This window comes from Actinoplanes sp. NPDC051494 (assembly GCF_044454705.1).
Taxonomy (GTDB): Bacteria; Actinomycetota; Actinomycetes; order Mycobacteriales; family Micromonosporaceae; genus Actinoplanes.
The window spans coordinates 226,651-247,493 of sequence record NZ_JBITDZ010000005.1; the positions used below are offsets into that span (position 1 = coordinate 226,651).

22 protein-coding genes are annotated in these 20,843 nt (G+C 72.9%); 6 read left to right on the forward strand and 16 right to left on the reverse strand.

Annotated elements, in window-relative coordinates; all coding sequences use genetic code 11:
* Nucleotides 1–10: 10 nt before the first annotated feature.
* Genes ACIA6A_RS20210 through ACIA6A_RS20225 form a run of 4 tightly spaced genes read right to left on the reverse strand, consistent with a single transcriptional unit; the run spans nucleotide 11 to nucleotide 5,194 of the window.
* Nucleotides 11–1,624, reverse strand: coding sequence for a dipeptide ABC transporter ATP-binding protein (locus ACIA6A_RS20210; RefSeq protein ID WP_396099248.1), 1,614 nt, complete (start codon nucleotides 1,622–1,624; stop codon nucleotides 11–13).
* Nucleotides 1,621–2,610: an ABC transporter permease gene (locus ACIA6A_RS20215; RefSeq protein WP_396099250.1), complete on the reverse strand. Its 990-nt coding sequence runs from the start codon at nucleotides 2,608–2,610 to the stop codon at nucleotides 1,621–1,623. Before ACIA6A_RS20215 ends, ACIA6A_RS20210 begins: the two co-directional genes overlap by 4 nt.
* Entirely contained in the window at nucleotides 2,607–3,497 is an 891-nt protein-coding gene (locus ACIA6A_RS20220) for an ABC transporter permease (RefSeq protein ID WP_396099251.1), read from the reverse strand. Before ACIA6A_RS20220 ends, ACIA6A_RS20215 begins: the two co-directional genes overlap by 4 nt.
* Entirely contained in the window at nucleotides 3,494–5,194 is a 1,701-nt protein-coding gene (locus ACIA6A_RS20225) for an ABC transporter substrate-binding protein (protein WP_396099252.1), read from the reverse strand. Before ACIA6A_RS20225 ends, ACIA6A_RS20220 begins: the two co-directional genes overlap by 4 nt.
* A 136-nt stretch (nucleotides 5,195–5,330) precedes the next feature.
* Here ACIA6A_RS20225 and ACIA6A_RS20230 point away from each other — a divergent pair, with 136 nt between their 5' ends.
* Entirely contained in the window at nucleotides 5,331–6,380 is a 1,050-nt protein-coding gene (locus ACIA6A_RS20230; protein WP_396099253.1) for a glutamate-cysteine ligase family protein, read from the forward strand.
* 15 nt (nucleotides 6,381–6,395) lie between these two features.
* On the opposite strand, the gene ACIA6A_RS20235 is transcribed toward ACIA6A_RS20230, so the two are convergent.
* Nucleotides 6,396–7,622, reverse strand: coding sequence for an MFS transporter (locus tag ACIA6A_RS20235; RefSeq protein ID WP_396099546.1), 1,227 nt, complete (start codon nucleotides 7,620–7,622; stop codon nucleotides 6,396–6,398).
* An 83-nt stretch (nucleotides 7,623–7,705) separates the two neighbouring features.
* Between ACIA6A_RS20235 and ACIA6A_RS20240 the strand changes: the two genes are divergently transcribed.
* Nucleotides 7,706–8,590 (forward strand): LysR family transcriptional regulator, encoded by an 885-nt coding sequence (locus tag ACIA6A_RS20240; RefSeq protein ID WP_396099255.1) that lies wholly within the window; start codon nucleotides 7,706–7,708, stop codon nucleotides 8,588–8,590.
* 27 nt (nucleotides 8,591–8,617) lie between these two features.
* Here the strand turns inward: ACIA6A_RS20240 and ACIA6A_RS20245 are convergent, their stop codons facing one another.
* Together ACIA6A_RS20245 and ACIA6A_RS20250 are read right to left on the reverse strand one after the other, a co-directional pair.
* Nucleotides 8,618–8,908, reverse strand: a complete 291-nt coding sequence (locus tag ACIA6A_RS20245; protein WP_396099256.1) for a hypothetical protein — start codon at nucleotides 8,906–8,908, stop codon at nucleotides 8,618–8,620.
* Entirely contained in the window at nucleotides 8,886–9,242 is a 357-nt protein-coding gene (locus ACIA6A_RS20250) for a hypothetical protein (protein WP_396099257.1), read from the reverse strand. Before ACIA6A_RS20250 ends, ACIA6A_RS20245 begins: the two co-directional genes overlap by 23 nt.
* Before the next feature lie 495 nt (nucleotides 9,243–9,737).
* On the opposite strand from ACIA6A_RS20250, the gene ACIA6A_RS20255 reads away from it, so the two are divergent.
* The gene (locus ACIA6A_RS20255) at nucleotides 9,738–11,300 is read left to right on the forward strand and encodes a serine/threonine-protein kinase (protein WP_396099258.1); all 1,563 of its coding nucleotides are present in this window, start codon (nucleotides 9,738–9,740) and stop codon (nucleotides 11,298–11,300) included.
* Nucleotides 11,301–11,309: 9 nt separating this feature from the next.
* Here ACIA6A_RS20255 and ACIA6A_RS20260 read toward each other — a convergent pair whose 3' ends face one another.
* A complete protein-coding gene (locus ACIA6A_RS20260; protein ID WP_396099259.1) occupies nucleotides 11,310–11,981 on the reverse strand; it encodes a hypothetical protein in 672 nt (223 codons plus the stop codon).
* A gap of 223 nt (nucleotides 11,982–12,204) precedes the next feature.
* Here ACIA6A_RS20260 and ACIA6A_RS20265 point away from each other — a divergent pair, with 223 nt between their 5' ends.
* Nucleotides 12,205–12,804, forward strand: coding sequence for a TetR/AcrR family transcriptional regulator (locus tag ACIA6A_RS20265; RefSeq protein ID WP_396099260.1), 600 nt, complete (start codon nucleotides 12,205–12,207; stop codon nucleotides 12,802–12,804).
* On the forward strand, nucleotides 12,801–13,649 hold the full coding sequence (locus ACIA6A_RS20270; protein ID WP_396099262.1) for a patatin-like phospholipase family protein: 849 nt from the start codon (nucleotides 12,801–12,803) through the stop codon (nucleotides 13,647–13,649). The genes ACIA6A_RS20265 and ACIA6A_RS20270 overlap by 4 nt, the downstream gene beginning before the upstream one ends.
* Before the next feature lie 3 nt (nucleotides 13,650–13,652).
* On the opposite strand, the gene ACIA6A_RS20275 is transcribed toward ACIA6A_RS20270, so the two are convergent.
* The 4 genes from ACIA6A_RS20275 to ACIA6A_RS20290 form a co-directional block, all read right to left on the reverse strand.
* Complete coding sequence (locus ACIA6A_RS20275) at nucleotides 13,653–13,991, reverse strand: hypothetical protein (RefSeq protein ID WP_396099263.1); 339 nt, start codon at nucleotides 13,989–13,991, stop codon at nucleotides 13,653–13,655.
* Nucleotides 13,985–14,461, reverse strand: coding sequence for a class I SAM-dependent methyltransferase (locus tag ACIA6A_RS20280; RefSeq protein ID WP_396099264.1), 477 nt, complete (start codon nucleotides 14,459–14,461; stop codon nucleotides 13,985–13,987). Before ACIA6A_RS20280 ends, ACIA6A_RS20275 begins: the two co-directional genes overlap by 7 nt.
* Nucleotides 14,462–14,604: 143 nt before the next feature.
* Entirely contained in the window at nucleotides 14,605–15,837 is a 1,233-nt protein-coding gene (locus tag ACIA6A_RS20285) for an MFS transporter (protein WP_396099266.1), read from the reverse strand.
* Nucleotides 15,834–16,298: a MarR family winged helix-turn-helix transcriptional regulator gene (locus tag ACIA6A_RS20290; protein WP_396099267.1), complete on the reverse strand. Its 465-nt coding sequence runs from the start codon at nucleotides 16,296–16,298 to the stop codon at nucleotides 15,834–15,836. Before ACIA6A_RS20290 ends, ACIA6A_RS20285 begins: the two co-directional genes overlap by 4 nt.
* Nucleotides 16,299–16,353: 55 nt before the next feature.
* Here ACIA6A_RS20290 and ACIA6A_RS20295 point away from each other — a divergent pair, with 55 nt between their 5' ends.
* Nucleotides 16,354–17,298, forward strand: a complete 945-nt coding sequence (locus ACIA6A_RS20295) for a DUF6461 domain-containing protein (RefSeq protein WP_396099268.1) — start codon at nucleotides 16,354–16,356, stop codon at nucleotides 17,296–17,298.
* Here ACIA6A_RS20295 and ACIA6A_RS20300 read toward each other — a convergent pair.
* The 4 genes from ACIA6A_RS20300 to ACIA6A_RS20315 are packed head-to-tail and all read right to left on the reverse strand — an operon-like array spanning nucleotide 17,291 to nucleotide 20,840.
* Nucleotides 17,291–18,202 carry a sulfite exporter TauE/SafE family protein gene (locus ACIA6A_RS20300; RefSeq protein ID WP_396099269.1) on the reverse strand — a complete coding sequence of 304 codons (912 nt, stop codon included), beginning with the start codon at nucleotides 18,200–18,202 and terminating at the stop codon, nucleotides 17,291–17,293. The two genes, ACIA6A_RS20295 and ACIA6A_RS20300, sit on opposite strands and share 8 nt — an antisense overlap.
* On the reverse strand, nucleotides 18,195–19,058 hold the full coding sequence (locus ACIA6A_RS20305) for a TauD/TfdA dioxygenase family protein (RefSeq protein WP_396099270.1): 864 nt from the start codon (nucleotides 19,056–19,058) through the stop codon (nucleotides 18,195–18,197). Before ACIA6A_RS20305 ends, ACIA6A_RS20300 begins: the two co-directional genes overlap by 8 nt.
* Nucleotides 19,055–19,822, reverse strand: coding sequence for an ABC transporter ATP-binding protein (locus ACIA6A_RS20310; protein WP_396099271.1), 768 nt, complete (start codon nucleotides 19,820–19,822; stop codon nucleotides 19,055–19,057). Before ACIA6A_RS20310 ends, ACIA6A_RS20305 begins: the two co-directional genes overlap by 4 nt.
* Entirely contained in the window at nucleotides 19,809–20,840 is a 1,032-nt protein-coding gene (locus ACIA6A_RS20315) for an ABC transporter substrate-binding protein (RefSeq protein WP_396099272.1), read from the reverse strand. The genes ACIA6A_RS20310 and ACIA6A_RS20315 overlap by 14 nt, the downstream gene beginning before the upstream one ends.
* Nucleotides 20,841–20,843 lie beyond the last annotated feature (3 nt).

Here is a 20,843-nt window from a genome sequence, read left to right on the forward strand (position 1 = left end):
GGAGATCATCTCAGCCCACCACCGGCACCGCTGCCCCTTCGGCCAGCTCGCGACGCTCCGCGCGCTTGCGACGGGCCTCCATCGGATCGGCCACCGGGATCGCCGCCAGCAGCTGTCTCGTGTACGCGTGCCGCGGCCGCTCGTACACCGAGGACACGTCACCGAGCTCGACCACCGCGCCGGCGTGCAGCACCGCGACCCGGTCGGCGATCTGCCGCAGGACCGCCAGGTCGTGGGTCACGAACACCATGGTGAGGCCGCGCTCGCGCCGGATGTCCTCGAGCAGGGCGAGCACCTGGGCCTGGGTGGTCACGTCCAGTGACGACACCGGTTCGTCGCAGACGATCAGGCGGGGGGCCGGGGCCAGGGCCCGGGCGATGCCGACCCGCTGCCGCATGCCGCCGGACAGCTCGTGGGGGTAGCGGTCGTACAGCGTGCGGGCCAGTCCGACCCGGACCAGCAGGTCCTCGACGGTGGCCCGGGGTGCCGGGGCGCCGTGCAGGCGGAGCGGGTCCGCGATGCTCTCCCCGATCGTGCGGCGCGGGTTGAGCGACGACATCGGGTCCTGGAACACCATCTGCACCGAACGGCCGCGCCGCCGGGCGATGTCCGTGCCGTCGAACGTGATGCGGCCGGAGCTGGGCGCGATCAGGCCGACCATCATCCGGGCGAGGGTGGTCTTGCCGGTGCCGCTCTCGCCGACGATGCCGAGCGTCTCACCCTCGCGGACGTCGAGGGTGATGCCGTCGACCGCGTGCACCGGCGGGGAGCGGCGCAGGCCCCGGCGCCGCGAGGACGGGAAGTGCTTGCTCACCCCGGTGACCCGCAGCAGCGGTGCACCGTCGACGACCCGCGGTGGCGCCGGGCGCGGGACGGCCGCCAGCAGGTCCTTCGTGTACGCGGCCCGGGGCGTGACCAGAACCTCCCCGGTGGGTCCCGCCTCGACGGCGAGCCCGTGGCGCATGACCACGACGTCGTCGGTGGAGCCGGCCACCACCCCGAGGTCGTGGCTGATGAGCAGCAGCGCGGTGCCGGTGGTGGTGCGGACCTCGTCGAGCAGGTCGAGGATCTGGGCCTGGACGGTGACGTCGAGCGCGGTGGTCGGCTCGTCGGCGACGATGAGCCGGGGGCGGCACGCGAGCGCCATCGCGATCAGGGCCCGCTGGCGCATCCCGCCGGAGAACTGGTGCGGGTACGCGTCCGCGCGCCGTTGCGGGTCGGCGATGTGCACCTGAGCGAGCACCTCGACGGCCCGGGCCCGGGCGGCCCGGCGGGTGGCGCCGGTGTGCAGCCGGTAGACCTCGGCGATCTGGTCACCGACCCGGTGGTACGGGCTGAGCGCGGTCAGCGGTTCCTGGAACACCATGGCGATCCCGGCCCCGCGGACCGCCCGGAGCCGGTCCTCGGACGCGGCCACCAGGTCCGTACCGTCGAAGTCGATCTCGCCGGTGACGCTCGCCCCGGGATGCAGGCCGAGCAGGGCGAGCGCGGTGGCGCTCTTGCCCGAGCCGGACTCCCCGACGATGCCGAGCGCCCCGCCCGGCGCGAGGTCGAACGACAGGCCGTCGACCGCGCGCGTGGTGCCGAAACTGATCCGCAGGTCACGGACCGACAGGAGGCTCATCGCAATTGCACCCTCGGGTCGACGGCGGCGTACAGGAGGTCGGCGACCGCGTTGGCGACGATCACCAGGAAACCGGTGAGCAGGGTGACGCCGACGACGACCGGGAGGTCGATCTGGTTGACCGCGCCGACGAGCAGCTGACCGACGCCGGGCAGGCCGAACATCGTCTCGGTGAGCACCGCGCTGGCCATGATCGCGGCCAGGTCGATCGCGGCGAGCGTGACCAGCGGGACGAGGGCCCCGCGCAGCGCCCGGCTCCACACGATGCGCCGCTCCGGGAGGCCGTACGCGCGGGCGGTCCGGACGTGGTCCTCGCCGAGCGTCTGGCGCACGCCGGAGCGGGTGAGCCGGGCGTAGGCCGCGGACTGGATGACGGCGAGCGCGATCCAGGGCAGCAGCAGGTTCCGGGCCCAGGCGAGCGGGTCGGTGGTGAACCCGACGTACTGCGGGAACGGCAGCCATTGCAGGTGTACGCAGAACAGCAGCAGCAGGAACAGGCCGACGAGGAAGACCGGCACCGCGTACCCGGCGAGGATCAGGCCGTTGACGATCCGGTCGAGGCCCCGCAGGCGGCGCAGGCCGGACAGCAGCCCGGCGCCGATGCCGACGGCCAGCGACAGGATCTCGGCGCCGATCGCGAGTGACGCCGAGACCGGCAGGCGGTCGGCGAGCAGGGCGGTCACCGGCTGGCCGGTCTCGAACGAGTAGCCGAGACACGGCGCCGGGCAGTGCTTCACCTCGGGTCCGGCCGGGTAGTCGCGGCCGGCGACCAGGCCCCGCAGGAAGTGGGCGTACTGGACCGGGGCCGGCTCGTCGAGGCCCATCGCGGCGCGCACGTCGGCGACGCGTTCCGGGGTGCAGCCCTTGCCGCAGGTCAGCGACGCCGGGTCGTTGGGGGCGACGAAGAACAGGGCGAACACCACGACCGACAGGCCGAGCAGGACCAGCACCGCGCCGGCGATCCGGCGGGTCAGGTATCCGATCATCGCGGGACCTCGCTGCGGTGGGGGTCGACGACCCGGCGCACGCCGTCGGCGACGAGCGCGAAGGAGAGCAGGGTCAGGAACAGCAGGACGCCGGGGATGACCACGTACGTGGGATCGGCGCGGAACCACGTCGTGGCGCTGGAGAGCATCTGCCCCCAGGACGCGGTCGGCGGCCGCACGCCGACGCCGAGGAACGACAGCCCGGCCTCGGTGATCATGTTGGCCGGCAGCACCAGCGCCGCGTACGTGAGCACCGGCCCGGCCAGGCCCGGCAGGATCTCGCGGCGGGCGACCCGCAGCGGGCCGGCACCGGAGACCCGGGCGGCGGCCACGTAGTCGCGGGTCTTGAGCGACAGCGTCTCGCCGCGGGTGATCCGGGCGATGCCGCCCCAGCCGAGCACCGCGATGACGCCGGCCAGCAGCAGCTGCCGCGACCAGCTCTGCGGCACGATCGCCAGCAGCGCGATGGTGAGCACCAGCAGCGGGAACGCGAGGGCGAGGTCGGCGAGGCGGCTCAGCACGGCGTCGGCGTACCGGCCGCCGAGCCCGGCGGCGAGCCCGATCCCGACGCCGATCAGCAGCTGCAGGACCAGCGCGAAGACGGCGACGCCGAGCGAGACCCGGGCGCCGTACACGACCCGGGCGAACAGGTCCCGGCCGGTGCCGGGCTCGACGCCGAGCCAGTGCTCGGCGCTGATCCCGCCGAACCGGCCGGTCGGCACCCCGCCGCGGGCGGAGTCCAGCAGCTCGTTGTGGAACGTCGTCGGGTCCTGCCCCGCGAGCGCGGTGAGCAGCGGGGCGAACAGCGCGACGAGCACCATGACCGCCGCGATGACCGCGCCCACGAGGAAGGCGCGGTCATCGAGGAGCCGGCGGAACACCGTCACTTGACGGAGACCCGGGCCAGGTCGTAGGTGCCCCGCCAGCCGTCCGGGACGGCGTTCTTGACGTTCTTGCCGTACAGGTAGACGTCCTTCTCGTGGGTGAGCGGGATGACCAGCGCGAGCTTGCCGATCTTCTCGTCGAGCGCGCCCCAGCGCGCGGCCGCGGCGGCCGGGTCGGTGAGCGCGTTGATCGCGTCGATCTCGGCGTTGACCTCGGGGTCGTTGTACTGCGCGAGGTTGAAGCTGCCACCCGCGGTGATGATCTGCCGGCCGTCGAAGATCGGGATCAGGAACGGGCCGCCGGACGGCCAGTCGGCACCCCAGCTGGCCAGTGCCAGGCCGGGCTGGGTGGCCGGCTTGCCGGTGACGTCGCGGTAGGTGGCGCTGTCGATCGCGTTGAGCGTGACGGTGACCCCGGCCTGCTTGAACGCGTCCTGGATCGCGGCGGCGACCTTCGGGCCCTGGCCCTCGGAGTCGTCGTTCTGGTGCGACAGCTCGATCGTCAGGTTGCTCAGCCCGGCCGCGGCGAGCACCTCCTTGGCCTTGGCGGCGTCACCGCTCTCCCCGGCCGGGAAGAAGTCGTAGGGCTTGTATCCCAGTGCCTTCTGCGGCGGGAGGAACGTGGTCGACGGGCCGGCCACCGCGCTGCCACCGAGCGCGTTGACGACCGAGGTGCGGTTGATCGCGTACGAGAGGGCCTCGCGCACCTTGGGGTTGTCGAACGGGGCCTTCGTGGTGTTGAACGCGAGGTACGTGGTCGACGGGAACTCCCCGCGCGCCACCCGCTTGTCCAGCTCGGAGCCGGTGCCGAGCTGGGCGAGCTGCTCGGGGCCGACGACCGCGTCGGTGGTGACCGCGTTCGCGTCCTGGCCGGCACCGGTGGTGAGGCGCTGGTTGATGACGGCCGCGTCGAGCCCGGAGGTGACCTCGATCCGGTCCGGGCACGCGTAGCGCAGCGCGTCGGACCCCTTTTTCCAGTTCTCGTTGCGGACCAGGTTGAGGGTCTTCTTCGGGTCGTAGCTCTCCACCTTGTACGGACCGGAGGAGATCGGGTGCTTCTCGTAGTCGACGCCGGTGTCCCTGGCCTTGGGCACGGGCGCGAACTGGGTGGCGGTGGCCAGGAACGGGAAGTCGCCCTCGGGCTTGCTCAGCTTGAAGATGATCGTCTTCGCGTCCGGCGTCTCGATCGCCGTGATGCCCTCGGGCTGCTTGTACGGCCCCTGGTAGCCGGCCGCCCCGACGAGCCAGTCGCGCAGGTAGGGCGCGCCGCCGGGCAGCTCGGGGGCGAACGAGCGCTCGATGCCGTACTTCACGTCGGCGGCCGTGATCGGCGTGCCGTCCTCGAAGAAGATGTCGTCGCGCAGCGTGTACGTCCACGTCTTGGCGCCGTCGGACGGTGTGCCCAGGTCGGTGGCCAGGTCGGGGGCGGGCTTGGTGCCGGCCTCGCCCTCGAGGCGGTTGCGGGTGGTCAGCGTGCGGAACAGCAGCGACGGGATGTTGCCGCCGCCGGAGGTGTAGAGCCGGGCCGGGTCGAGGTGGTTGATACCGCCCTGGTTGAGCACCGAGAGCGTGCCGCCCTGGCAGGTCGCCGGGTCGAAGGCCGCGGACGACGACCCGGTGTCACCGCCGCCGCCCTGGCAGGCCGCGAGCGCGCCGGTGAGCAGCGTCGCGGCAAGGGTGATGGGCAGGGTTCTGCGCATGGCCGTCCTCGGGTAGATCGGTGGTGACGAATGCATACCTTATCCATAGGCAAGATAGATCGCTTCACCCACCCCCACAATCCCTATAGGTCCGGTAGGCTGTGCCATCCGCACCACCCACGCAGAGGAGCGCGGCATGATCTCGCTGACCGAACGGGCCGCCCACCTGCTCATCGCCGACGCCGCGTGCACGCCGTCGCGGCCCGGCTTCGTCGGTGCCGCCGTCGACCTGCTCCTCGCCGAACCCGCGGCGGTCCCGGCCGGGCGCGTCCCGCTGCGGCACGGATACCTGCTCGCCCACTCCCGCCGGGTCGTCGAGATCAGCGGCCCGCCGTCCCCCGGCGTCGACGCGGCGGTCGAGCGGATGACCGAGGACCTGCGACTGGTCGGCTTCGACGGCATCGCGGTGCTGTCCGAGGCGTCCGACGACGTCGACCCTGCCGCCCCCGCCGCCGGGGCCGCCGGGGCCTCCGCGGCCACCGCGGGGGTACGGGTCAGCCTCGAGGCCGGCGTCGAGGAGGACGGGCTGACCGGCCTGCGGCGGCGCTGGATGCTCGCGCACGCCCTCGCGCCGGTGCTCGCGGCGGCGTTCGCCAACTCGCCGCTGCGCCACGGCCGCCCGACCGGGTGGCGCTCCGCCCGGCAGGCCCAGCGCCGGCTGCCGGTGCCGTCGGCTGACCCGAGGGCCGACTGGGCCGCCCAGGTGCTCGACGCGCCGGTGGCGGGCGGGACCCGTACGCTGCGGGAATGGACCCGGTCCGAGGCCGGCGACCGGCCCGCGATCACCGACCTGGGCCCGCACGTCGCGGGCGTGCGGTCACCGGTCGCCGCCCGCCGCCACCTCGAGATCGACGTGGCCGACCGCCAGCCCGGCGCGGGCTGGCGGGTCCCGGTCGCGGTGATCTCGGCCCTGCTCGACGACCCCCGCGCGGCGGTCCAGGCGCTCGGCGCGACCGAGGCCCTGCGCGGACAGCCCCACCTGTGGCAGCGCGCGGCCCACGACAGCCTCGGCGACCCGGCCCTGGCGGCGGCCGCGAAGGCCTGTTTCGTCTCGGCGTACGAGGCCCTGACCCGCCAGGGCGTCAGCCGGGACCTGCGCGACGCGGTCGCGGCGTTCACCGAACGCTACGTCCTGCGCGGCCGCTGCCCCGCCGACGACGTCCTCGACCGCGCGGGCGTCTCCTAGGGCGCCAGATGCGCCCTAGTTCCTCAGCGCCTTGAGCAGGGGAAGGGCCGCGCTCAGGGCGATCGCGATGATGACCACCGCGAAGCCGACCAGGGCGGTGGCGAGGCTGACCGAGAGCGTCGCCACGCCGATGCCGACCACCGGCACGGTCAGCCCGACGTAACCGATCAGGAAGATCCCGGCGAGCACCTCGCCGCGGTTCTGCGGCGGGGCCAGCGACGCGCCGACCGCGAGCGCGGCCTTTAACAGCGTGCCCGCACCGGCGCCGCTGACCACCCCGCCCAGGACGAAGAACCCGATGCTCCCGACGGTCACCACGACGGTGGCGAGCGTGGCGATACCGGCGACCAGCAGGACCGCGCCGAGCAGCACCTGAATCCGCAGGCCCAGCGACCGCACCGCGATCTGCGACCCGGCCGCCGCGGCGAACGTCACGAAGACCACCAGGCCGGCCGTGGCCCGCGAGGTGATGTGCAGCTGGCCGGCGACGAAGACCGGCGCGAGCGAGGTGAACAGCCCGAGCACCGCGAACGCGGCGAACGCGATGCCGCCGGCCAGGAAGAACCGGCCCCGCGCGGCCGCGGGCACCCGCACCCGCTGCGGCCGGTAGGCCGGGCGGACCGCCGGGACGGCCGCGGTCTCCGGCACCAGCGCGATACCGGCGAAAGCAAGGACCAACAGCACCAGGAAGACCGCGTACGGGGTGACGAGCGGCCCGTCCACGAACCGCGCGAGCATCCCCGACAGCAGCGCGCCGGCCCCGAAGCCGCCGAGGTTGGCCGCCCCGGACACGATCTGCCCGCGCGCCGGGCCGGACCCGGGTCGCGCCTTCAGGTGCAGGTCGAGGATGTGCGCGGTGACCGTGGCGGTCAGCATGCCGATGCCGAGCCCGGAGATCACCCGCGCCACGATCAGGCCGGGCAGCGCGGGCCAGACGATGAACAGCACGGCCGAGACGATCTCGAGGCCGATGGCCGGCAGCAGGATCCGGCGCCGCCCGAGCGAGTCGCCGAGGTGCCCGGCCAGGAACAGGCTGATCACCACACCGACCGCGTACGCGGCGAAGGCGACCGTGACGGCGAACGTCGAGAACCCGTCGCGCTGCTGATAGAGCGACCAGAGCGGGGTCGGCACGGTGCTGTAGGCCATCACGATCAGGAAAGCGGCCCCGGCGATCCAGAATCCGGTGCCGTGGCTGACACCTCTGGCAGAGGTGGTGGTGGTGTCACGTTCGAGCGTCATTGTCACGGCCTCAGCCTGCCCCGCATGATCCATCGGGTCCAACGCTGAAATATGATGTGATTCATCGCCGAAGGAGATAAGTCGTGGACAGCCGCCAGCTCGAGGTGTTCGCCGCCGTGGCCCGCGAGGGCAGCTTCACCCGCGCCGCCGAGCGCCTGCACCTGGTCCAGTCCGCGGTCTCGGCGACCATCGCCGCCCTCGAGTCCGACCTGGGTGAGCGCCTGTTCGACCGGACCACCCGCCATGTCCGCCCCACCGCCGCGGGCCACGCCCTGCTCCCACACGCCGACCGGATCCGCGACGCCTTCCAGGCCGCCCGCGACGCCGTCGAAGCGGTCAGCGGCGGCCTCTCCGGCTCCATCCGCATCGGCTACATGACCAACGTCACGCTCTTCGACATCCCCGACCTGCTCGGCCGGTTCAGCCGCGAGCACCCCGACGTCACCATGCACCTCACCCCTGCCGCCACCGGCACGGCGGGCCTCGCCGAGGGCCTGCGCCGCGGCGACCTCGACCTCGCGTTCCTGTCGGCGACCCCGGCCGACTACCCCGCCCTGCGCATCGACGTCCTCGCCAGCTCACCGCTCGGCCTCACCGTGCCGGCCGGCCACCCCCTCGCCGGCCGCGACCACATCCGGCTCGCCGAGACGGCAGCGCTACGGTTCGTCTGCTACCGCGAGGGCTTCGCCACCCGCACCCTCTTCGACGCCGAGTTCCGCCGCCACGGCCTGCACCGCGACGTCCGCTTCGAGACCTCCGACACCAACGACTTCGCCGCCCTGGTGGCCAGCGGTCTGGGCGTGGGCTTCCTGCCCGAATACCTGGCCGGCCCGGACCCCCGCCTGCACTGGATCCCGGTCCAGGACGCCGACCTGCGCATGCCGGTCAGCATCGGCACGTCCCCCGCCCACACCCTCAGCGCAGCCGCCGCCCGCCTGGCCGCCCTCGCCCGCAGCGAGGCCGCCTGACCTCAGCAGGACCGTCGAGGCGAATCGCTAGGAAGCCAGCAGCCCGGTGAGCGCCGGGGCACCTTCGACCCGCCCCACGACACCACGGGCCTGCAACACAAGATTTGCCATCACCAGGGTCGGGTTCGCATCCGGGACATCGAGGTCGAGCCGGTCACGAACCCAGGGTGCGACCTCGCTCCACCGATAGAACAGCGTGCCGTCGCGGGCGGGGTTCACCGGCGGAGGGAATCCTCCCGGGCCCCGATCACCGGTGGCGTACCGGCGCACCGACTCCCGGCTCTGCCCCAGCCGGTCAGCGACGTCCGCCAGCGTCAACAGATCCTCGTCGAGGACGCGCGGAAGCGATCGCCTCCGCCAGATTGGCCGCCTCGCGGTCGAATTCCACGACGGGAACACCTCGTTCGGCCCCGAACGTCGCGTCGTCCGGACCAGCGGCGAGCAACCTGCCCAGATCCTCGTCGGTCGGCCGGCGGCTCAGCACCACGATGAAGGCATACGACCGCATCGGTCCCCCTCCCTCCACCTGATCAACGTATTCGATCCCGCCACAAGGCTCAGTCGTGGAGATGACGCGCAATGAACCGCTTGAGCTGTTTCGCGTGGACACCAGCGTTACGCGGCGTCGACCAGACATCTTGAACCGCTTCACAGGCATCACACCCCAGGCAACTGACGGCAGCCGGGGCAGGCCGGAGTGACGCATCAACCGAATAGAACTAGACTATCGACATCTAGGCATTGAGCAAGTACGAACTCATCTCGCCATGGAAACAAATTGAGGTCTGATCCAGAGCAGGATCGAGACCGGGTACGCGCCGACGGGCCGGTGGACACCAGACCGGCGGTCATCGCCGCCGGGGCGGGCGGGGTGGCTGACCAGTGGGCGCCCTGCAACGCCTCCATGGCGGACAGCATGGAGAACAGGATCCACGCGGTCGTCCGGGGCACCGGGCCGCCCGCCGGCTTCCGCTCACCGATGCGGTGCCCCGCAACCCAGGTCAGAGCCACCGCCGTCGCCACGATCGGAGCCGTGCGCACCGGCCGGGGTGCCCTCCGGCCTCCGAACACGACCCGGACGGTCACGGCAATCATGATCATCGAGCCCGATGTCTGGTTTTCCGGCTGTCGGGGTATATCGGCCGGCATGAGTGCAGGGCCGGTCGAGGTGGCGGGACGGTACCGGCTGGGCGAGTCGCTCGGGTCCGGTGGGATGGGTCAGGTGTGGCTGGCGCGTGACCAGGTGCTCGACCGTGATGTCGCCGTGAAGGAGATCCTGCTGCCTCCCGACCTCGTCGCCGGGGAGCGGGACACCGTGCACCGGCGGATGGTGCAGGAGGCACGGGCCGCCGCCCGGCTCAGTCACCCCAATGTGGCGCAGGTGTACGACGTCGTCGAGGATGACGGACGGGCCTGGATCGTCATGGAGTACGTGCCGTCGCGGTCGTTGCAGGAGGTCATCCGGGAGGACGGGCCACTGGAGCCACGGTGGGCGGCGGTGCTCGGGCTGGACCTGCTCGACGCGCTGGACGCCGCCCATCAGGCCGGGGTGCGCCACCGGGACGTGAAGCCGGCGAACGTGCTGCTCGGCGACGACGGGCGGATCGTGCTCACCGACTTCGGTATCGCCTCGATCGAGGGCGACAGCGTGATCACCACCAGCTCCGAGGTCGTGCTGGGGTCCCCGCAGTACATGTCTCCCGAGCGGGCCCGGGACGGCACCGCCGAGCCCGCGTCGGACCTGTGGTCGCTGGGGGCCACGCTCTATTACGCGGTCGAGGGCCGGTCACCGTTCCAGCGGGACTCCGCGATGGGCACCCTGACCGCCGTCGCCGCCGACGAGCCGGACCCGCCCCGGCGTGCCGGGGCGATGGCGACGGCGTTCGAGGGGTTGCTGCGCAAGGATCCCGACGAGCGGATCGACACCGTCGAGACCCGGCGCCTGCTGCGTGCCGCCGCCGAGGTCACCGAGCCCGGCGTGGCGGCGCCGGCCCGCTCCCGGCGCCCGCTGCTGGTGACGGCCGGGGTGACCGCGGTGGTGCTGCTCGCCGGCGGGACGTTCGCGTGGGTCACGACCCGCCCGGACGACCGCGAGCCGGTGCGCGGCCAGGCCGGGTCCGCGCCGTCCGTCGCGGCCACCACGACATCCCCGGTCCCGTCGTCGGCCCCGTCGACGACCCCGTCGAAAACTCCGTCACAGACCCCGTCGTCGGCTCCGGTCAGCAGCGCCCCGGCCAACGGCCTGCCGCCGATCCCCGCCGGGTGGCACGACTACCGCGACGCCACCGGCTTCTCCGTCTACGTGCCCGACGGGTGGGCCAAGTCGAGGAAGAAGACGTCCGACGAGTACTCGATGGTCTACTTCCGTGACCCCGAGGGTGGCCGGGTCATGGGCATCGACCAGACCGACTCGCCGCAGTGGGACCCGGTCGGCGACTGGGAGGGCAAGGCCGCCTACCGTTCGGGCCGGGGCGACTTCCCCGGCTACGACGAGATCAGCATCAAGGAGGTCGAGTACCTTCGCAAGGCCGCCGACTGGGAATACACGTTCACCGAGAACGGCAGCCGCCGGCACGTCGTCAACCGGGGTGTCGTGGCCTCCGAGAACAAGGCGTACGGCCTGTACTGGTCCACCCGCGCCGGTGACTGGGACGCCGCGCGGGCCGACCTCCGGCTGTTCTACGCGAGTTTCCGGCCCACGAAGGGCTGACCGGCGGGTTCAGGCGTGGTCGGCCCAGTCGGCGACCACCTGGAAGATCGGCGCCCGGTCGGCGAACTGCTGCGCCCTGTCCCGGTTGTCGTAGCTGTAGCCGTTGGTGCTGACCGCCTGCTCCACGGCGGCGACCATCCGGGGCGCGAGCCAGTAGAACCGCGCCGCCCCCGTGACCCGGATCGCCCGGCGCACCACGTCGGCGTCCACGACCCCGCGCATGCCCCGCACGTAGGAGTCGGTGACCGTCTCCAGGACCTCGTCCAGCCGGGACACGTCGATCAGGCCGTCGAAGAACGAGTCCAGCGCCATGTTCGCCGCGTCCCCGCCGATCGCCCCGGGCCCGGCGAACGTCCAGTCCAGCAGCACCGGCCCCCGCTGCGCACCGATCAGGTTCATCGCCCACAGGTCGTGATGGCACATGGTTCGCGGCAGTGCCCGGGCCGCGTCCAGCACCTCGAAACGCCGCTGCCACGTACGCCGCAACCCCGCCCGTAGCCGAGGGGACCAGGCCGCCGCGACGACCGGATGATCCCAGTCCACCTCGTCCGGCACCGGCTGCGCCAGGGTGGCGTCGGCCAGGAAGTCGCGGGGCAGCCAGGCCGCCCGGGACGGTTCCCGGCCGATCCACCCGGCCTGCGCGACACCGAGCCGTCCGCGCGTTCCCGCACGGACAGGCACTCCGGGGCGGACAGGCCACCCTCGGCGAACACCGACCCCGGGAACCCTTCCTCGTACGCGCAGGGCTCCCGCCGCCAGTAGTTGAAGTGCCCGGGATCCGCACTCGCCGCCATGTGCGCTGCCGCCCCGGCACGCCGCGGTGTCGCCACTTTCAGCACGGCCGGGGGGCGCGGCCCGGTCACTGGACTCGCGGGTCCAGTTCGGGCTGACTACCGTTTCTCGCATGCCCGCCAACGTTGCCAGCACCGACCGGGGTCGCCGGACCCGGGCCCGGATCCTCACCGGCGCCGCGGAGGTGCTGCGGGAACGTGGCGTCGCGGGGGTCATCCTCGACGATGTCATGGCGCGCACGGGCACCAGCAAGAGCCAGCTCTTCCACTATTTTCCCGGCGGCAAGGACGAGCTGCTGCTCGCGGTCCTGCACCAGCACGCCGAGGTCCTGCTGACCGAGCAGCACGCGCTGCTCACCGACCTCGCCGCGCTGCGGACCGAGGCGGCGTGGCAGGCCTGGCGCGACGCGGTGGTCGGCTACTTCCACGTCAACGGTACGGGCTGCGCGCTGCAGACCCTCGCCCAGCACGTGGGGCGTACCGATCCCGCCGCACACACCGTCGTCGCGTCGTTGTTCGACCGCTGGCGTTCGGCCATCGCCGGGGCCATGCGGGCAGCCGCACCCGGGCTCGACGCGCAACGGGCGTCGGCGGCCCTGGTCGCGGGGATCCAGGGCGGCGCGACGCTGATGCTCTCCACCGGCACCTCCACCTACCTCGAGGCCGCCCTCGACAGCGGCATCGACCAGATGCGGAACCAGGTATCACGATGACGAACGCACTCGTACTCGCCGGTGGCGGCGTGGCCGGCCTCGCCTGGGAGCTGGGGGTGCTGCGCGGCATCGCCGACGCGGATCCCGGCCTGGCGGACCGGATCGTCGCGGCCGATCTCGTCGTCGGCACCTCCGCCGGCTCGGCGGTGGCGGCCCAGATCACCAGCGGCACCCCGCTCGACGTGCTGTACCAGGCCCAGCTGGCCGAGGAGACCGGCGAGCTCGAGCCCGACGTCGACTTCCCGGCCCTGATCCAGCAGCTCGGCGCCGCACTGACCGGCGGCGGCGACCAGGACGAGCTGCGCCGCCGGGTCGGTGCGCTGGCGCTCGCGGCGAGCACGGTCGCGCCGGGGCTCCGGCGGGCCGCGATCGCCGCCCGGCTGCCCCGCGACACGTGGCCGGAGCAGCGGATCCAGCTGCCGGCGGTGGACGTGGGGACCGGGCGGAGCGTGGTGTTCGACCGGGAGTCCGGGGTGTCGCTGGCCGACGCGGTCGCGGCCAGCTGCGCGGTCCCCGGCGTCTGGCCGCCGGTGGAGATCGACGGGCGGCGCTACATGGACGGCGGCCTGCGCTCCGGTACGAACGGTGACCTGGCCGCGGGCGCCGCGCGGATCCTGGTGATCCAGCCGGCCCTGGCGGACGCACCGGCGTTGTGGGGGCCCACCCTGGCCGAGGAGATCGACGCCCTGAAGCCGGCCGAGGTCCACGCGATCAACGCCGACCAGGCGTCGATCGACGCGTTCGGGCCGAACCCGCTCTCCCCCGCCACCCGCGCCGCGTCGGCCCGGGCCGGTTTCGCGATCGGCCGCGCGCAGGCCGCGGAGGTGGCCGCCTTCTGGATCTAGCGGTCAGGCGCGGGCGATGGTGAGGACCTCGGCGGCGCCCTGCTGGACCGGTGCCCGGCCGATGACGGTCAGTCCGTGGGCGGTCAGGGCGGGTTCGAGCGTGGCGGCCGTCCACAGGCGTTCGCGGACCGCGGTCACGTGGCCGCGCAGGCTGCCGTCGGTGGCCGGGGTGTCCTGGGTGAACAGCGTCCGCAGGAAGTACGGCCCGTCCGGGTCGTAGCGCATGACCAGCCACATCAGCCGCTGCACACCGTCGTCGCCCGAGTAGGGCACCGCGGTCATGCCGCGCATCGCCGCGTAGCCGGCCGGGCTGCCCGCGGCGAGGACCGGCAGGCTCAGCACCCCGCGCCCGGCGCCAGCAGCCGGTCCACCGCGCCGAACAGAACCCCCAGTTCCTCCCGCCCGGCGAACATGTTGACGCTCAGATCACCCACCACCACGGTCGCGTACGCGTGATCGGGCAGCGTCCCCGGTCGCAGCGCGTCCCCCTCGACGACGGTGAGCCCCGGGGCCGGCCGCAGATGCCGCAGCGAGGCCGCGGCGGTGTCCACGGCGGTCACCTCGTGCCCGGCCGCGACCAGTGCGGTGGCCAGCCGCCCGCGCCCGCAGCCCAGGTCGAGCACCGGCCCGGGCCGCCCGGCGGCCACCGCCAGGGTCGCGTCGACGTCCCACGTCTGCGCCCCGGTGGCCAGGAAGTGGTACGCCTCGAACGGCCCGTGGTAGGGATCAGGATGGACGGTCAGGCCCGGGCAGCGGCTCAGCAACGGCCGGATCGGCGGCAGGATCAGGTCCGCCACGAGAGCCGCCCCCACGAAACCGCTCCGTCCTGTTAGTTTCGGCCCCATCGCATGTCATGACCGGGGGACGAGATCACCGTCGTGGCGCACGGGAGCTTCTGGCACCTGGCCGCCGCGGAGGACGGGATCGTCGCGGTGGCGCACGGGAACATCGACACCTACTGACCACCGCCCCCGGACGGGGTGCGGAAGGTGCGCAGGGCCGGGGTGGTCGCGGCGATCACCCCGGTCGCGACCAGGGCCGCCGCTCCACCGAGGACCAGCGACGCCGCGCCGGAGGTGGCCGCGGCGACCAGGCCGGCGCGCAGGTTGCCGAGCTCGGGGCCGGCCACCCCGGCGATGTTCTCCAGGACCGCCAGCCTGCCCTGGTAGGGCTGCGGGGTCGTGGTCTGCACCACGGTGCCGCGCGACACCACGGCCCAGGTGTCGGCCGCGCCGGCGAGCGCGATGAGGCCGAGGATCACCGGCAGCGCCGTCGCCAGGCCCGTCAGGCCCAGTGCGGCCGCCCAGACCGCGCCGCAGACCAGCATCACCAGGCCCGCGTGGGGGCGGCGGGTGACCGTGCCGGATAGCACGGACGCGGCGACGCCGCCGACGGCCAGCGCGGTGGTGAACAGCCCCAGGATCTCCGGGCGGTCGCCGAACTTCTCCGCGTTCAGCACCGGGAACAACGCTACCGGCATGGACAGCAGCGTGGCGGCGAGGTCGGCCAGCAGGGCTCCGCGGACGGCGGGGGTGCTCACCGCGTACCGGAGACCGGCCTGGACCGCCCCGAGACCGGGACGGCCGTCCGCCGGGGTGACCCCGCGCGGGAGGCCGGCGATCCCGGCGAGGGCGGCGAGGAACGTGGCCGTGTCGATCACCAGGCACCAGCCGATGCCGACGGCCGCGGTGAGCAGGCCGGCCACGGCCGGGCCGAGCAGCATGGCCAGCTGGAACGACAGGTGGTTGAGCGCCAGGCCGGCGGCGAGCCGGTCGCCGGTGAGCAGGCGCGGGACGAACGTGCGCTTGGCGGGTGAGCCGAGGGCGCCGCAGCACGAGCCCAGCGCGACGAGCACCAGCATGGCGGGCACGCCACCGAGGTCGGTGAACACGACCAGCGTCATCAGGACGCCGACGAGGACGCGGACCAGGTTGCAGCGCATCGCGAGCAGGCGCCGGTCGACGTGATCGAGGAACGCGCTGCCGGCCAGACCGAGAATGATCTGCGGCAGGGCGGCGGCGAGGCCGACCAGGCCGACCACGGCGGCGTTGTGGGTCCGGTCCCAGACGTAGTAGACGACCGCGAAGGTGCCCATCTGGCTGCCGAGACCGCTGGCGGTGTCGCCCAGCCACAGCCGCCGGAACGCCGCGTTCTCGCGCAGCGGGCGCACATCGACCAGGGATTTCACGGCAGGTTGTCCTTGAGCCGGTCCGGGAAGGATCGGCGGGCCAGTGCGGCCCGGATGTCTTCGACGACCTTGACCAGTGGGTACGGGAGTTCGGCGTCCAGTGCGCGGGTGGTCGCCTCGGTGGCGCGCCATTCCGCCATCATGAACGGGACGAGGTGCTCGGCGCGGGCGGTCAGGCGCACGCTGCGGGTCCGGCCGTCGGGGCCGGGGGTGCTCTCGACGAGGCCCTCCTTGCGCATCGCGGCCACCGTCTGGCTCATCGCCGAGTGGGTGACCTGGCGCCGGTCGGCGAGTTCCTGGACGGTGTGCGGGCCGAAGCGGCCGAGCGCGATGAGCGGGCCGACGAAGCGGGTCCGGACGCCGTCGATGCCCCGCTCGGTATACAGCGCGGCGATGTCGCGGTCGAGCTCGCCCAGGAGTTGATGTACGGACGACCAGTAGTTGCTGTCGATCAGGTCCATGCCCGATAAAGTAACAGCGCTTATACAAATTGTCCGACCGGTTATCCTTCGCGGCGTGGATGACCTCGCCTACGCCCGGGACCGGGTCGCCGACCTCGGCGCAACGTTCAGCCTCACGTTCGTCAAAGCCGTCGGCGAGCGGGAGGCCCTGCTGCGGCTCGGGGCGTGTCCCGACACCGTCGCGGTGCGCGGGCCCGGCGCTCTGGACGGGCACGCGGCCGTGCTCACGCTGGGAAAATGGGCGCTGGTGATCGAGCCGGGTGGCGATTCCGGCGGCGACCATGTGCTGCTGGAGGCGGCTTCGCGCGGGACCGAGGCCATGTCGGTGCTGCGTGACGACCAGGCGACACCCCGGTTCACGTACGCGCTGGACGGCGCGACGGCGGTGGCGTTCGACCCCGCGTACCCGTCGGCGGAGCTCACCTGGGGCACCCAGCCCGACCTGCTGTCGCACGTGATGCGCGCGATCGGGCTGCGCGAGCCGGACGGCGAGCACGACGAGACCTGGCGCGACGCCGAGGCCAAGGCGCTGGTCCTGGCCCAGCGGCTGACCAACGCCCCGGTCCCGGCGGACCCGCTGGGCGTCCCCCGGCTCTCGGCCCACCTGGAACCCTGGTTCATCGGCGGCGTCCGGCCCGGTGACCTGCTGCGCCCCGACCGCACGGTTCGGGCGGTCCTCGCCTCGGTCCCGGCCGAGCGCAAGCGCGCGATCGCGGTCGCCCAGGTGCGCGCCCTGGCCGCCCGGCTCGGCATCGCCGGCACCCCCGGCCTGGGCGCCGCACTGGAACGGGCCGGGGACAGCGGTGGACCGGGGGCGGTGGCGGTGGACTCCGAGCTCGGCCGCGCGGTCCGCGGATGGCTCGCGGACCGCGCGACCTACGGTGCGTTCACCAGCGCGTTGCGCGGCGTCCTCGACCCGGACCCGGACGTGGCGGTGCGGGCCGCCCTGCGTCCGCTGTCCGGGGCCGAGGTCGCCGCGGTGGTGGCCGGGCTCAGCTGATCTTCCCGGCCGACTCGGCGATGATCTCGCGGTCCTCGTCGCGGTGGCCTCGGTACTGCGCGATCGAGTAGGCCAGCGCCGCCGCCCAGATCACGTAGATCACCGCGTAGACGCCGTAGCGCACCGCGTCCGGGGCGTCGATCCAGTCGCTGCGCAGCAGGGTACGGACGTTGGTCAGGATGATGACCCCGCCGACCGCCGAGCCCAGCACCCGCGGCGGGATGTGGCGCACCAGCCACGCCGCGATCGGGGCCGCGATCACGCCGCCGAGCAGCAGCGCCAGCACCCACGTGACGTTGATCTGCTCCGAGCCGATGCCGACGAAGAAGCCGATGCTCGCCGCGATCGCGACCAGGAACTCGCTGGTGTCGATCGAGCCGATCGTCTTGCGGGGTTCGAGGCGGCCGCTGGCCAGGATCGCCGGGGTGCCGACCGGGCCCCATCCGCCGCCGCCGGTCGCGTCGACGAAACCGGCGACCACGCCGAGCGGGGCCAGGAACCGTTTGCGCAGCGGCTTGCCGAGGTTGCCCCTGGGCAGGCCGAGCGTGGTGAACCGGATGAAGACGTACAGGCCCAGCACCAGCAGGATGATCGACATCAGCGGGGCCGCGGTCGCCGTGTCGAGCCCGGACAGGAACGTGGCGCCGGCGAACGCGCCCACCGCGCCCGGGACGCCGATCTTGACCACGACGCGCCAGTCGACGTTGCCGAAGCGCCAGTGCGAGACGCCGGAGACCAGCGTGGTGCCGATCTCGGCGAGGTGCACGGTCGCCGACGCCGCGGCCGGGTTGGTGCCGATGGCGAGCAGCAGGGTGGTGGAGGTGACGCCGTACGCCATGCCGAGGCTGCCGTCGACCAGTTGCGCACCGAGCCCGACGAGGGCGAGCAGCAGGAGCCTACGCATCGGCCGGGCCGGCCGGGACGTCACCGCGCAGGGTGATCCGGTGCATGACGCGACGCTCCGTACCGTAGTCGCGGTTGGCGTAGTGCGAGGTGCTGCGGTTGTCCCACATGACCACGTCGCCGAGGCGCCAGCGGTGCCGCACGATGTGCTCGGGCTTGGTGAGGTGGGCGTAGAGCAGGTCCAGGATCGAGCGGCTCTCGAACTCGGAGACGCCGACGATGTGCGAGGTGAAGCCCGGGTTGACGAAGATGCCCTTGCGGCCGGTCTCCGGGTGCACGCGGATCACCGGGTGCTCGACCGGGTCGAGGCGGGTGACGATCTCACCGTCCCACTCGTTGCCCTGGCCGCCGCGGCGCTGGGCCAGGTAGTAGCCGAACTCGCGGGTGCCGTCGTGCACGGCGGTCAGCCCGTCGACGAGCTGCCGCACGCGCGGGTGCAGCGACTCGTACGCGAGCTGGGAGTCCGCCCAGTTCGTGTCGCCCCCGGTGGGCGGCAGGATCACCGGGCGCAGGATCGAGCCGAGCGGGGGACGCCGCATGAACGTCACGTCGGTGTGCCACACGTCGGCGAAGCCGTTGTCGGTGCTGTCCAGCGCGTACACCTCGGGGTGGGCCGCGTCGACGCCGCCGACCACCGGGTGCGACGCGGTGAGCTCGCCGATCCGGCGGCCGAGGCCGACCTGGCCGTCGTCGTCAAGCGGCTGGTCGTGGAAGAACAGGACCTTCTTCTCGACCAGGGCGGCCCGCACGGCGACGATCTCCTCGTCGCTCGCGGTGGCCAGGTCGACGCCGTGCACCACGGCGCCGAAGTGCGGGCCGAGCGCCTCGAGCCGCAGGTCGGTGGCAACAGTACTCATGCGGGGATTCCTTCCGATGTCGTCGCCGCCGAGCGGACGGCGTGGCCGATCTGGGACCGCAGCGCGGCGTACTCGGGCAGGCCGCGCAGTTCGTCCGGGGCGAGTCCGGTCCGCGGCAGGCCGACGGGGAGATCCAGCGCGACCCGGCCGGGCCGGGCGGTGAGCACCACCACCCGGCTGCCGAGGAACACCGCCTCGTCGACACTGTGGGTGACGAAGACACAGGTACGCCCGGTGCTCGCGCTGACCCGGCGCAGGTCCTCCTGCAGTCTCTCCCGGGTGAGCGCGTCCAGGGCGGCGAACGGCTCGTCGAGCAGCAGCAAGGGGTTCTCCACGGCGAGCGCCCGGGCGATGGCGACCCGTTGCTGCTGGCCGCCGGAGATCTGCCAGGTGCGCCGGTGCGCGACGTCGTGCAGGCCGACGCCGGCGAGCAGTTCGTCGACCCGGTCGGTGGGCAGGCCGGCGTACTTGAGGGCGAGCGCGACGTTGCCCCCGACGGTCTTCCACGGGAACAGCCGCGGCTGCTGGAACACCAGGCCGGCGCCACGGCCGGGGCGCGGTGCCCGGCCGCCGGTCAGCACCGTACCCCGGGTGGGTTCCTCGAAGCCGGCGATGAGCCGCAGCAGGGTGCTCTTGCCGCAGCCGGACGCGCCGACGAGGACGAGGAACTCCCCCGCCGGCACGTGCAGGCTCACCGGCCCCACGGCGGTGACGTCGCCGTAGGAGTGCTCGACGCCGTCCAGAACGATGTCAGCCGAGGACATCGGGCAGCCCCTTGACGTAGATGGCCTTCTGCACGGTCGCGAGATCCGGGACGGCGTCGATCTTCTGCTGGTCCTTGAGGAACTGCGCGGCGCTGAGCAGGTTGTCGGCGAGACCGCCCACCTTGGCCTCGGTGCCCAGCCACTCGTCGCTCGCGATGTCCGCCGGCGTGAGGAACACGCCCTGGCTGAGCTGGTGCTGGGCGTCCTCGGGAGTCAGGTTGAGCTCCTGGGCCACCGATGTCGCGGCCGCCGCCGGGTCACTGGCGATCAGGTCCAGGGCCTGCGCCTGCGCCTTGCGCCAGGCGTCGACGGCGTCCGGGTGCGCCCCGGCGAACGCGGTGGAGACCACGCCCAGGTCGAGCGTGGGCTTGCCCGCGGTGGCCAGTTGCTTGCTGCTGATCAGGACCTTGCCGGTCTTCTTCAACTCGTCGAGAGACGGCAGCCACGAGTACGCGGCATCGATGTCCCCACGCGTCCACGCCGCCAGGATGTCCTGCGGCTCGAGGTCCACGATGGTCAGCTCGGACTCCTTGACCCCGGCCTGGTCGAGCGCGGCGAGCAGGCTGTAGTGCGACGTCGACGCGAACGGGGTGGCGACCTTCTTGCCGCGCAGCCCGGCCACGTCGGTGACCCCGGAGCCGTTCCGGGCGACCAGCGCCTCGTTGTCGCCGGCCACGTCGAGCACGAACGCGACCTGGTAGGGGATGTTCAGCGGCGCCGACAACCCGCGGGCGACCGGGCTGGATCCGATGGCCGCGAAGTCGATGCTCTTGGCCACGTACGCGGTGTTGATGCTCGCGCCGGAGTCGAACTTCGTCCAGGTGATCTCGTAGTCCGGCAGGGCCTTCTCCAGCAGCCCCTGGTTCTTGACGATCAGGTCGCCGCTGGGGAACGCCTGGTAGGCGAGCCGGATCGTCTTCTTGTCCGAGCCGCCGCCACCGCTGGCGGCCCCGTTGCCGCAGGCCGCCGTGACAGCCACCAGAAGTGCGGCGGTAAGGACGGGCAGAAGTCTTCTCATGGG

Bases quoted from the DNA above. Each gene is read 5' to 3' on its own strand.
- ACIA6A_RS20210 (WP_396099248.1), bottom strand. From the start codon at position 1,624: ATGAGCCTCCTGTCGGTCCGTGACCTGCGGATCAGTTTCGGCACCACG.
- ACIA6A_RS20215 (WP_396099250.1), bottom strand. From the start codon at position 2,610: ATGATCGGATACCTGACCCGCCGGATCGCCGGCGCGGTGCTGGTCCTG.
- ACIA6A_RS20225 (WP_396099252.1), bottom strand. From the start codon at position 5,194: ATGCGCAGAACCCTGCCCATCACCCTTGCCGCGACGCTGCTCACCGGC.
- ACIA6A_RS20230 (WP_396099253.1), top strand. From the start codon at position 5,331: ATGATCTCGCTGACCGAACGGGCCGCCCACCTGCTCATCGCCGACGCC.
- ACIA6A_RS20235 (WP_396099546.1), bottom strand. From the start codon at position 7,622: ATGACGCTCGAACGTGACACCACCACCACCTCTGCCAGAGGTGTCAGC.
- ACIA6A_RS20255 (WP_396099258.1), top strand. From the start codon at position 9,738: ATGAGTGCAGGGCCGGTCGAGGTGGCGGGACGGTACCGGCTGGGCGAG.
- ACIA6A_RS20265 (WP_396099260.1), top strand. From the start codon at position 12,205: ATGCCCGCCAACGTTGCCAGCACCGACCGGGGTCGCCGGACCCGGGCC.
- ACIA6A_RS20270 (WP_396099262.1), top strand. From the start codon at position 12,801: ATGACGAACGCACTCGTACTCGCCGGTGGCGGCGTGGCCGGCCTCGCC.
- ACIA6A_RS20290 (WP_396099267.1), bottom strand. From the start codon at position 16,298: ATGGACCTGATCGACAGCAACTACTGGTCGTCCGTACATCAACTCCTG.
- ACIA6A_RS20300 (WP_396099269.1), bottom strand. From the start codon at position 18,202: ATGCGTAGGCTCCTGCTGCTCGCCCTCGTCGGGCTCGGTGCGCAACTG.
- ACIA6A_RS20305 (WP_396099270.1), bottom strand. From the start codon at position 19,058: ATGAGTACTGTTGCCACCGACCTGCGGCTCGAGGCGCTCGGCCCGCAC.
- ACIA6A_RS20310 (WP_396099271.1), bottom strand. From the start codon at position 19,822: ATGTCCTCGGCTGACATCGTTCTGGACGGCGTCGAGCACTCCTACGGC.
- ACIA6A_RS20315 (WP_396099272.1), bottom strand. From the start codon at position 20,840: ATGAGAAGACTTCTGCCCGTCCTTACCGCCGCACTTCTGGTGGCTGTC.